The organism is Ureibacillus chungkukjangi (assembly GCF_003217295.1).
GTDB lineage: Bacteria > Bacillota > Bacilli > Bacillales_A > Planococcaceae > Ureibacillus > Ureibacillus chungkukjangi.
The window spans coordinates 105,798-117,483 of record NZ_QJTJ01000009.1 but is presented as its reverse complement, the minus strand read 5'-3'; the positions used below and the strand labels follow the sequence as shown (position 1 = coordinate 117,483).

The window sequence follows — 11,686 nt, the reverse complement described above, 5'->3', positions numbered from 1 at the left end:
AAACCATAAAACTTTCGAACCGCCGTATACGGATCCGTACGTACGGTGGTGTGAGAGGTCGGCTAGCCAACTAATGGCTAGCCTCCTACTCGATTAATACTATCTCAAAAAAACTTTACTCTATTTTTCTCGTAATAATGTGTCATTAGCAACGCTTTTGACTCAATTTTTAGTTATTTCTGAAAAATAAAATTAAATTATATTGACTTCAATTGTTACAGGAATATATAATTTATTGCAAGAATACAAAAAAGATTAAGAATAATTATTAGTTTTAAACAATTTGAAAAACTTACATAGTAAGCTCAAATGTAATATTCAAATTAGAAGTCAACACGATTGCTAGAAAGGAGAGTTAACTTGAGTAACGAGCTTTTAAAGATTAATAACTTACATACTGGATTTCGGATTAAAGATACATTTTACGATGCAGTGGATGGTGTTTCATTAACGGTAAAGAAAAATGAGATACTTGCTATCGTAGGTGAATCAGGATGTGGTAAAAGTACACTTGCAACATCCATTATCGGTCTATATGACCAAAATAAGACGCGTGTTAAAGGTGAAATTTTATTTGATAACAAAAACCTAGCAGCATTATCAGAAGAGGATATGAACGATATTCGAGGCTTCCAAATCAGTATGATTTTCCAAGATCCTCTATCGGCACTTAATCCACTTATGCGAATTGGAGAGCAAATCGAAGAGGGTTTAATCTATCATACTACTTTAGACAAAACTCAAAGAGATGCTAGAGTATTAGAGCTATTAAACCAGGTAGGAATCCGTAACCCAGAGCGGGTTGCAAGACAATTCCCACACCAATTATCCGGTGGGATGAGACAAAGGGTTATTATCGCAATCGCAATTGCTTGTAAACCACAAATTATTATTGCGGATGAACCTACTACAGCATTGGATGTTACAATTCAAGCACAAATTTTAGACTTATTAATTGATTTACAGGCTGAAACTGAAGCAGGAATTATATTAATTACCCATGACTTGGGAGTAGTTGCTGAGGTTGCAGACCGCGTAGCAGTTATGTATGCAGGGGAAATTATTGAAGAGGCAAGTGTAGAAGAATTGTTTGAAAATCCTAAACACCCTTATACACGTTCTTTATTTAACTCAATTCCTCAGATGAACTCAAACTCGGATCGTTTAAATGTTATTGAAGGAATCGTTCCTTCATTAATGAACCTTCCACGATCTGGCTGTCGTTTTTCTTCCCGAATTCCTTGGATTTCGGAAGATGTTCATGAGGAAAATCCAGCACTACATGAAATTTCACCAGGACATTTTGTTCGCTGTACATGCTGGAAAGAGTTCGAGTTTAAAACGGATAAAGGGGGCGGGACACATGAGCTTTATGCAAATAAATGATTTAAAAGTTCACTATCCTGTTCGCGGAGGATTTTTCAATACTGTTATTGATCAGGTTCTTGCAGTTGATGGTATCTCAATGGAATTTGAAAGAGGAAAGGCATATGGATTAGTTGGTGAGTCTGGTTGTGGAAAATCTACAACTGGTAAAGCCCTGATTGGCCTTGAAAAAATAACGAATGGCAGCATCATTTATGAAGGAGAAAACGTAACGAATAAAAGAAGAAGCCGAAAATCTTCATTTAACCGTGATGTGCAAATGATTTTCCAGGATGCTCATTCAAGCTTAAATCCTCGTAAACGAGTAAAGGATATTATTGCAGAGCCAATTCGTAATTTCCTAAGTTTAACTCCGAAAGAGGAGGAACGTAAAATTAGCGAATTACTAGAAATTGTTGGGATGCCTGAAGATGCAAAGTTTAAATACCCTCACGAATTCTCAGGGGGACAAAAACAGCGTTTAGGGATTGCCCGTGCGATTGCAACAAATCCTAAGCTAATTATTGCAGATGAGCCAGTGTCAGCGCTTGACTTATCTGTACAAGCACAGGTATTGAACTTTATGAAGGACATTCAAAATGAATTTGGCTTAAGCTATTTATTTATATCCCACGATTTGGGTGTTGTTAAACATATGTGTGATCATATTTCTATCATGTACAAAGGTAGATTCGTAGAAACGGGTTCAAAAGAAGATATTTACACAAACCCGCAGCATATATATACAAAACGATTACTTTCTGCTATTCCAGAAGTATCGCCGGTTGGTAGAGAAGAACGAAAACGTGAAAGAATCCGAGTAGAGCAACATTATCAAGCAGAGCATAAAAACTATTTTGATGAAAATGAACGTGTATTTGACTTATTGCCAGTCTCAAACACTCATTATGTAGCGGCTACTTCACAAGTGAAGGAGGTCTTGTAGAGATGTGGAAAACGATTGTAAGAAGATTTCTAATAATGATTCCACAGTTGTTTGTATTAAGTGTAATCATCTTTGTCCTAGCTAAATTTATGCCTGGTGATCCTTTCACAGGATTGATTACACCTCAAACAGATCCTGCTCGTATTGCAGAGCTGACTGAAAAAGCGGGATTAAACGATCCGGTCCATATGCAGTATCTTCGTTGGATGGGGAATGCCTTCCAAGGTGATTTTGGTCTAAGTTATACGTATAAACGCGATGTTGGCGCGTTAATCGGTGAACGTGCATTAAATACGTTCTGGCTTTCTTTACTAAGTGTAATTTTACTTTATGCTCTTGCTATCCCATTAGGAATCTTGGCAGGGAGATATCAAAACTCTCGTTTAGACAAAACAATTGTATTGTATAGCTTTGTTACATATGCAATCCCTACATTTGTTTTAGCGCTAGTATTCCTATTCTTATTTGGATATCAGCTACGCTGGTTCCCTACAAGTGGTAGTGTTGATATTAAAACACAGGTTGGAACTTTAGGTTATTATTGGGATCGATTCTATCATATCCTATTACCATCCATCACTTATGCTATTTTAGGAACAACAGGTATTATTCAATACTTACGTTCTGAAATTATCGATGCAAAATCAATGGATTACGTTCGTACTGCTCGTAGTAAAGGGATTCCAATGCGAAAAGTTTACTCAAAACATATTTTCCGTAACTCCTTACTACCAATTGCAGCATTCTTAGGATTTACGATTACTGGATTACTAGGTGGATCAATCTTCATTGAAACAATTTTCGGTTACCCTGGTATGGGACAACTATTTGTAAGCTCAATTTCTTCACGTGATTACAGTGTAATTACAGCATTAGTTATGTTATTTGGCTTCTTAGCCCTTTTAGGTAGTCTATTATCCGATATCATTATGAGTATTGTCGACCCACGTATTAGGATTGAATAGGCGACACTAAAAAGTTAAGGAGGATATAATATGGCAAAGAAAAATGAAAAAAATAGTAATGTTAATCACGTAAACTCTCCTCCTACTGGATTACAAGTAATTTTTAGAGAGTTTATGAAAGATAAATTAGCAATGTTTTCACTAGTAGTTTTAGTAGCGGTAATTATAGGTATTTTCTTTTGGGCATATTTCATGATCGATCAGCAGCAGTTAATGCGTGTAAGCTTGCGAGATAAATTTGCTGCTCCTGGTGACAAGTTCTTGCTTGGTGCCGATCAGGGTGGTAAAGATATCATTGGGCAAATTGTTGTAGGTGCCAAAAACTCGATGTTAATTGCGATTTCGATCACTCTTATCACTGGTATATTTGGAATTTTAGTTGGACTATTATGTGGATACTTCGGTGGATGGATTGATAATATGTTCATGCGAATCATTGATTTCTTCATAACTATTCCAAGTTTAATGTTAATCATTGTGTTCATCACAGTAGTACCAAAATATACTGTTGGAGCTTTCATTTTAATAATGAGCTTGTTCTTATGGACAAGTACTGCGCGTCTGGTTCGTTCAAAGGCTCTATCTGAAAGTAGACGAGACTATGTACATGCCTCAAAGACACTTGGAACAAATGATTTTGTCATCATTGTTCGAGAAATACTGCCGAATCTAAGCTCTATAATCATTGTTGAAATGACGTTAAACTTTGCAGGGAATGTTGGTATTGAAACAGGTCTTTCTTATTTAGGATTTGGACTTCCACTTTCAACACCGTCATTAGGAACATTGGTTAGTAATGCTAATAATCCGCTTGTATTGCAGCAATATTGGTGGGTTTGGTTACCAGCATCATTATTTATCTTATTTATGATGTTAGGAATCAACTATGTTGGTCAAGCTTTACGTAGAGCAGCAGATTCACGTCAACGCTTAGGGTAAGCTGCATCATTTTGGTTTTAAATAACAGAAAATTATATGTTTTTAAACTAGTTAGTTAAATGCGGTACCACCATATTTACACAAATTAAAAGTAAATATGTTATATAAATAAATCTTATTAGGTACAAAAAGAAAAGGGAGGAAAAGCAATGAAGAAATCTAAATGGTTATTATTTGCAGCACTATTTTCACTATTGCTAGTTCTAGCAGCTTGTAGTGGGAAAGAAGATGGCACAGCAACTGAAGAGCCAGCTGACACAGACACTGAAGAGCAAGCTGAAGGTGCTGAAGAAACAACTGAAGATTCAAGTGAACTATTTGAAGTATCTGTAACAAACGAAGGTGAAGCTATTGAAGGTGGTATCCTTCAAGTTGGTATGGTTAAAGATGAGCCATTCCAAGGGATCTTCAACTGGGAACTTTATGAAGATGCTTATGATTCTGAGTTAATGTCATGGACTTCAAATGCACTTTTCGAAACTGATGGAGACTTCATGCTTACTGATGAAGGTATCGCATCTTTAGATGTTGACCAAGAAAATAACAAAGCAACTGTAAAAATTCGTGAAGGCGTTAAATGGTCTGACGGTACACCGTTAACTATTGAAGACGTGATTTTACCTTACCATATTATTGGCCACAAAGATTACACTGGTGTACGCTATGATACTCAATTCCAAAACATCATTGGTGCTGAGGAATATCATGCAGGTACTGCTGAAACAATCTCTGGTCTTAAGAAAATTGATGATTTAACATTAGAAATTAGCTTTAAACAATTATCACCATCTATCTTCTACGGTGGTGACGGTCTTTGGACTTACGCAGCTCCAGTACATCAAGTTGGTGATATCCCTGTAGCTGAATTAATCGAGTCTGATGCAGTTCGTAAAAACCCAATTACTTTGGGTGCATTCAAAATTGACAAAATTGTACCAGGTGAGTCTGTATCTTACGTTAAAAACGAGCACTACTGGAAAGGTGAACCAAAACTTGACGGCGTAGTAGTTAAAGTGGTTCCATCAAGCTCTGTTTCAGTAGCTATCGCTTCTGGTGACTATGATCTAGTAACAAGCTTCAATGCAACAAAAATGGAAGAAATTCAAGACTTAGAAAACATTAATATCTTAGGTCGTCCAGAGCTTTACTATTCTTATGTTGGATTCAAAGTTGGTAAATTTGATACAACTCAAAATAAAGTAGTAACAGATATGGAAAACTCTAAAATGGGTAGCCAAGAATTACGTCAAGCTATGGGGTTTGCTTTAGATATCGAGCAAGTTTCTGAAGTATTCTATAATAACTTACGTGAGCGTGCGAACTCTTTAATTCCACCAGTATTTGAATCATTCTATGATGGTGAGTTAAATGGTTACACTTATGATCCAGAAAAAGCTGAAGCTTTATTAGATGAAGCTGGTTTCGTGGATGTTGACGGTGACGGTATCCGTGAAGATCAAAACGGTGAAAAATTAGAAATTAAATTAGCTGCTATGTCAGGTGATGCGACTCAAGAAGAAATCATCGCATTCTACCTACAAAACTGGGCAGATGTTGGTTTAAACGTAGTATTATCAACTGGACGTTTAATCGAGTTCAACGCATTCTATGATATGGTTCAAGCTGATGATCCAGAAATCGATATGTTCATGGGTGCTTGGGGAACTGGTACTAACCCATCTCCATCAGGTTTATATGGCGAAGCTGACCAATACAACTTCAGCCGTTACACTTCAGATGTATTACAATCTGCTGTAGTAGCAATCGATTCTCCAGAATCATTTGATACTGATTTCCGTGCGGAGCAGTTCAAAATTTTCCAAGAGCATCTTGAAGAAGTTGCAACAACAATTCCAATGCAGTTCCGTTATGAAATCTTCCCAGTCAATAAACGTGTGAAAAACTACAATATTGACTATGCAGATGCAACAGAAATTCATGAAATTGAATTAGTAGCTGACAAGCCAGTAGCTAACTAATTATTAAAAAAGATGAACCCAGGGGTGTAAAACTCCTCGGGTTCATCTTTTTATATATTCACAAAAAAACGAGCTGTTTCTTTTAGAAACAGCTCGAAATGTTTTAATAGTCTTTATCAGTAAAGAAGATGGCAATTGTGCCGGGACCAGCATGTGCGCCAATACTCGAGCCAATCATTGTTATTTCGAAGGCTTTTGGATGCAATTTCTCTTCGATTAAAGCCTGTACCTCTTTTGCAAATTCTAAATCATCGCCATGGCTTATTCCTACGACTGTATTTGAAAAATCGCCGCCACGCTCTGCCATTAGTTCGATGATACGGTTAATCGCTTTTTTACGACCTCGAATTTTTTCTAGAGGAATTAACTTTCCGTCTTCAACATGCAATATCGGTTTAATACTTAAAAGTCCACCGATAAATGCACTCGATTTAGAAAGTCGTCCACCAGCAGCTAGGTAGCTTAAGTTTTCTACAGTAAACAATTGAGTCATATGCTCAGCCATATGCGTGATTTTTTGAGCAATTTCTTCATAGGCTAGTCCTTCTTCACGTAAACGAACGGCTTCAAGTACGAGCAGCCCATGTCCAAGAGAGGCACATTTTGAATCAATAATTTTTAATTTTAAATTTGGGTAATTTTCGCGTACCTGAGAAGCAATCATCACAGCTGTGTTATATGTACCCGATAAATTAGAAGAGAAGGCGATATAAATTCCTTCCTCATCATTTTTTGCAAGGGCTTCAAATTGTTTTAAGAAAACCTCTGGCGACACCTGAGAGGTTTTGGGAACTGCACCTTCTCTCATTGCATCGTATACTACCTTAGGATCAATATCCAGGATATCATTATATTGTTGGTTATTTAAATCCACTCGTAAGGTAAAGAGCTCTACATTATTCTCAGTAAAAAACTCCTTTGGTAAATCACTGCCGCTATCTGCAAAAATTTTCATATTCATACCTCCTTTAAGCCTTGAATTTGTAATATCCTCTATCCCATTCGTTCTAGTGAATTAAAGGGAATACTGGTATATCTATTTATATCTATACTTATAATTTTAGTCTTTCTATTAGGAATTTGGCAATGCCATCTTCGTTATTACTTAAAGTAATTTCATTGGCGATATTTTTTAGCTGATCAATACCGTTTGACATTGCTACTCCGACTCCTGCGTATTCAAGCATTTCTAAGTCGTTATCCTCATCGCCAAATGCGATAATACGATCTCGTGGGATATTCAAGTCTTTTGCAATGTGTGAAATTCCAACGGCCTTGTTTAAGCCTTTTCGTACGATCTCGATAATATGGAAGGGTGCACCCCAACGACGGTGGTCGATTAATTCGGCATGAACACTTGCTAAATGATCACGAATGATTGGCACATTTCCTTCGTCTGCATGTATAAGTAAGCTGGTAGGATCTTCGGTTAAGCTTCCGCGAAGGTTCCCGATAGTCACGCGAGGATCGCCCATATTAAAGATATCCATCATACGATTATCCTCGTTATGGATAAATACATCGTCCTTTACTTCTGCTATCAAATTCTCATATTGATATTTATCCACTGAGTCAACTACATCATGGACAACGCTAATATCAATTGGGGAATGGAGCATTTTCCATCCTATATTTTTAGGATGGTGTATAAGGGCACCATTAAAATTAACGATTGGTGTCGTTAACATCATCTCATTATAATACAGCTGACTTGCACGGAACGGACGCCCAGTAGCTATCATTACTTGATGTCCGGCTTCCTTTGCCTTGAATAAAGTTTCCTTTGTTTTTTCGGATATTTTCTTTTCATCCGTTAATAATGTACCGTCTAAATCTAATACTATTAAATGTGGTTTCATGAAGGAAGTCTCCTTTCTCTCTCTTTAAATTTTATCCTTATGGATATATTTAGTCAAAAATTGATAATCTGATTCTATTTTTAGCAAAAATTTTCCACCAATGATATGATTGTTATGAATAGTTTTTTCTATTATTGATAAAATATTTGCTTTAGAAAAACTATTTAAGAAATAAAATAGATTTTCTAATATTGTTTAGGGGTGAAAGAAAATGTATGTTCAAGATGATATGTGGAAAGGTATACCTTTATTACATGTTTACGATAATTCAATGAACGAAAAAACGCCTGTTGTAATATTTCTCCATGGCTTTCAAAGTGCGAAGGAGCATAATTTACACTACGCCTATCAATTAGTCCAAAATGGTGTACGTGTCATCATGCCCGATGCTTATTTACACGGTGTACGAAATGAGAATCTTTCTGAGTTGAAAATGAATATGCATTTTTGGGAAATTGTCCTGAAAACTATTCATGAGGTTAGCAGCATTTACGAAGAGCTAAAGCAAAGAGGCTATGGCGATGCTAAAATTGGGATTGCTGGCTCCTCGATGGGTGGAATTATTACAGCTGGCTGTTTAAACTCTTATGATTGGATAAGTGCTGCAGCGATTTGTATGGGAGCTCCGGGATATGTGGATCTAGCGAATTATCAGCTAGAGCAATTTGAAAAAATGGGTGTAGCATTACCATTCGATGAAAAGCAGAAAGAGGCAATCTTAAATCAATTATCAGAATACGATATAACAAATGAGCCAACACGATTCAACCAAAGACCCGTGATATTTTGGCATGGACATAAAGATATGACTGTTCCATTCGAAAATACATATCATTTTTACACGGAATTACGTTCACTATATGAAGCCTCACCTGAGAAATTAAAGTTTGTTGAGTCGAAAAATTCGGGGCATAAGGTTCCGCGAAGCGGTGTCCTTGCTGTTACATCGTTCCTTTCGCAACATTTGGCATAAATAATTTCATTTGCTATGATAGAGTTAACACTATAGAAAAGGGGGAAATCAAGAAAATGGCAATCAGTGAAGATATGAAAGAGAGCATGTTAGGTGCTTTAGAAAATGTAATCGATCCTGAGCTTGGCATCGATATTGTCAACTTAGGTTTAGTATATGAGGTAGATTTAGACGAAGAAGGATTAGCGACAGTAACAATGACGCTAACATCTATGGGGTGCCCACTGGGTCCGGTAATCGTTGACCAAGTAAATACAGCTTTAAGTGAGCTGCCTGAAGTGAAAAAGGTTGATGTTAATATCGTTTGGCAGCCAGCATGGTCAAAAGATATGATGTCACGCTATGCAAAAATGGCTTTAGGAATTCGGTAATTTTAAAAACGAGCAAGTGTGCTCTATAGACTGCAGACAAACAAAATTTCAGTTTGTCTGCAGTTTTTTTGTTGAAGTTTGCTAATTTTTTCTAAGGAATATAGCGAGAGGAATATTTAAATGATTATCATGCAAAATAAGGGGAAGTGTAGAAATATGAAATTTTAATAATCACTTATGAAATAGGAGGTTTTTTTACATGAAAGCTGTTACTTTCCAGGGTGCAAAAGATATGCAAGTTAAAGAGGTTGCTGATCCGAAGATTGAGAAAAGTGATGATATCATCATTCGTGTAACGTCCACAGCGATTTGTGGGTCTGACCTTCATATTTATCAAGGTGCACTTCCTACATCAAAGGATTATGTAGTTGGGCATGAGCCAATGGGGATTGTAGAAGAAGTAGGTGCTGGTGTAGAAAAAGTGAAAAAGGGAGATCGTGTTGTACTACCTTTTAATATTTCCTGTGGTCACTGTCATTATTGCTCGAATGAAATGGAGAGCCAATGTGATAATGCCAATCCAAACCCACATGTTGATACAGGTGGATACTTTGGATTCACAGAGCGTTATGGTGGTTATCAGGGTGGACAAGCAGAGTTGCTCCGTGTGCCATTCGGAAACTTTGTACCCTTTGTAATACCGGAATCTGTAGAGCTTGAAGATGAGTCGCTGCTCTTTATGTCTGACGTTCTTCCAACAGCCTACTGGAGTGTTGAAAGTGGTGGGGTTAAGAATGGCGATACAGTCGTAGTATTAGGCTGTGGGCCAATCGGTTTAATGACGCAAAAATTTGCCTGGATGAAAGGCGCAAAGCGTGTCATTGCAGTCGATAATCTCCCATATCGTCTAAATCATGCGAAGAAAATGAATAATGTAGAAATCATCAACTTTGATGAGCATGATGATACAGGTCAATATATCGCTGAGATCACGAAAGGTGGAGCCGATGTAGTAATCGATTGCGTTGGGATGGATGGGAAAAAGAATCCTCTTGAAGCAGTGGAGCAAAAGCTAAAGCTTTCAGGTGGTACAACAAGTGCTATCCGTATAGGAATGAAGGCTGTGAAAAAATTTGGTACATTACAGCTTACAGGTGTATATGGCTCTATGTATAATCATTTCCCATTAGGTAATTTATTTGAAAGAAATATTAATATTAAAATGGGACAAGCTCCCGTTATTCACTATATGCCAATGCTATTTGACATGATTAAGGACGGGAAAATTGATCCAACAGAAATTATCACGCACAGAATTGCACTTGAGCATGCTAGCGAGGCATATAAGATATTTAATGACCATGAGGATGAATGTATCAAGGTTGTATTGAAGCCTTAATATAAAAAAGGTACGCAGAAAATTCCTCTGCGTACCTTTTTAATCAATTCGACAAATAGTTGCTGGACAGTTTTCACATGCAATTTCTTCTTTTAAATAATTCAAATCTAAAATTGTAATATAGCCTTTGTCAAAGGAAATAATGTTCTGCTTTTTTAAATCATTCAGCATACGGTTGATCATTTCTCGACTTGTTGAGCACAAGCTAGCTACATCTGTGTTAGTTAAATATATATCAAGGAGAATATGATTTTTACTATCATCAAGCGGTTTTCCATAGGTATTCGATAAACGAATCAAAGTAGAGAAGAGGGCGCCTTTTTTTCCATGAATTACTAAATCGCGTATCAAGCTTTGATTTTTTAGATTTTCATTTTGAATCCATTTTAGGTAGCCAATCATGAGAGTAGGCTGTTCTGTTAAAAACATTTCAAGTAAATGCTTATTAAGAATCGCTATTTCAGATTCCACGATTGCTTTTGCAGTATTTGAATGGACTGTCGTAGGGCCGAACAACGAGCTTTCACCAATGATACTATTTTTGCCGCACACACGAAACGTTAGTTCTTTCCCGTTTTCTGATTCTTTACTGATTTGGATGGAGCCTTTTTTTATAAAAAACAAATCTCCGGCACTTTCGCCTTCATGGAAAATATAATCTCCTTTTTCAACTTGGAGTTGTAGACCATGCTCTTCAAATAGCTGACTAATATTCATTGGTAATGTATCAGTTCCTGCCATTCCTTCACACCCTTTATTTAGTGAACTTTTTTGCTTCGATCAGAAAAATAATTTCAATATATGATATCACAAGAAGGGCAAATAAAATGTAAAATCTATGTGCCAATTTTTGCAATTCTATTGTAAACAGCTTATAATCAAATTAGTCAAAAAAGGTCAAACTAAAAATCAAAATATTATATAAGATAAAAATTTGAAAGGGTGCTTAA

General features: G+C 36.6%; 11 protein-coding genes. 8 read left to right on the top strand and 3 right to left on the bottom strand.

Annotated features, from left to right (window positions below; translation table 11 throughout):
- Positions 1–360: 360 nt before the first annotated feature.
- The 5 genes from BJ095_RS09135 (at position 361) to BJ095_RS09115 (ending at position 6,194) form a co-directional block, all read left to right on the top strand.
- Entirely contained in the window at positions 361–1,386 is a 1,026-nt protein-coding gene (locus tag BJ095_RS09135) for an ABC transporter ATP-binding protein (RefSeq protein WP_202973775.1), read from the top strand.
- A complete protein-coding gene (locus BJ095_RS09130; RefSeq protein ID WP_107935027.1) occupies positions 1,364–2,311 on the top strand; it encodes an ATP-binding cassette domain-containing protein in 948 nt (315 codons plus the stop codon). The genes BJ095_RS09135 and BJ095_RS09130 overlap by 23 nt, the downstream gene beginning before the upstream one ends.
- A 2-nt stretch (positions 2,312–2,313) precedes the next feature.
- Entirely contained in the window at positions 2,314–3,276 is a 963-nt protein-coding gene (gene opp4B / locus BJ095_RS09125) for an oligopeptide ABC transporter permease (RefSeq protein WP_107935026.1), read from the top strand.
- A gap of 30 nt (positions 3,277–3,306) precedes the next feature.
- The gene (locus tag BJ095_RS09120; protein WP_107935025.1) at positions 3,307–4,215 is read left to right on the top strand and encodes an ABC transporter permease; all 909 of its coding nucleotides are present in this window, start codon (positions 3,307–3,309) and stop codon (positions 4,213–4,215) included.
- Positions 4,216–4,364: 149 nt separating this feature from the next.
- Positions 4,365–6,194, top strand: coding sequence for an oligopeptide ABC transporter substrate-binding protein (locus BJ095_RS09115; RefSeq protein ID WP_107935024.1), 1,830 nt, complete (start codon positions 4,365–4,367; stop codon positions 6,192–6,194).
- Between the two features lie 103 nt (positions 6,195–6,297).
- Here BJ095_RS09115 and BJ095_RS09110 read toward each other — a convergent pair whose 3' ends face one another.
- The gene (locus tag BJ095_RS09110) at positions 6,298–7,149 is read right to left on the bottom strand and encodes a DegV family protein (RefSeq protein ID WP_107935023.1); all 852 of its coding nucleotides are present in this window, start codon (positions 7,147–7,149) and stop codon (positions 6,298–6,300) included.
- Positions 7,150–7,246: 97 nt separating this feature from the next.
- Positions 7,247–8,053, bottom strand: a complete 807-nt coding sequence (locus tag BJ095_RS09105; protein WP_107935022.1) for a Cof-type HAD-IIB family hydrolase — start codon at positions 8,051–8,053, stop codon at positions 7,247–7,249.
- Between the two features lie 211 nt (positions 8,054–8,264).
- Between BJ095_RS09105 and BJ095_RS09100 the strand changes: the two genes are divergently transcribed.
- The 3 genes from BJ095_RS09100 to BJ095_RS09090 all read left to right on the top strand — a co-directional run bounded on the left by BJ095_RS09100 (position 8,265) and on the right by BJ095_RS09090 (position 10,736).
- Entirely contained in the window at positions 8,265–9,026 is a 762-nt protein-coding gene (locus tag BJ095_RS09100) for a prolyl oligopeptidase family serine peptidase (RefSeq protein WP_107935021.1), read from the top strand.
- A gap of 56 nt (positions 9,027–9,082) precedes the next feature.
- Positions 9,083–9,397 carry a metal-sulfur cluster assembly factor gene (locus tag BJ095_RS09095; RefSeq protein ID WP_107935020.1) on the top strand — a complete coding sequence of 105 codons (315 nt, stop codon included), beginning with the start codon at positions 9,083–9,085 and terminating at the stop codon, positions 9,395–9,397.
- A gap of 199 nt (positions 9,398–9,596) precedes the next feature.
- The gene (locus BJ095_RS09090; RefSeq protein ID WP_107935019.1) at positions 9,597–10,736 is read left to right on the top strand and encodes a zinc-dependent alcohol dehydrogenase; all 1,140 of its coding nucleotides are present in this window, start codon (positions 9,597–9,599) and stop codon (positions 10,734–10,736) included.
- 39 nt (positions 10,737–10,775) lie between these two features.
- Here the strand turns inward: BJ095_RS09090 and BJ095_RS09085 are convergent, their stop codons facing one another.
- On the bottom strand, positions 10,776–11,477 hold the full coding sequence (locus BJ095_RS09085; protein WP_107935018.1) for a Crp/Fnr family transcriptional regulator: 702 nt from the start codon (positions 11,475–11,477) through the stop codon (positions 10,776–10,778).
- Between the last annotated feature and the right edge of the window lie 209 nt (positions 11,478–11,686).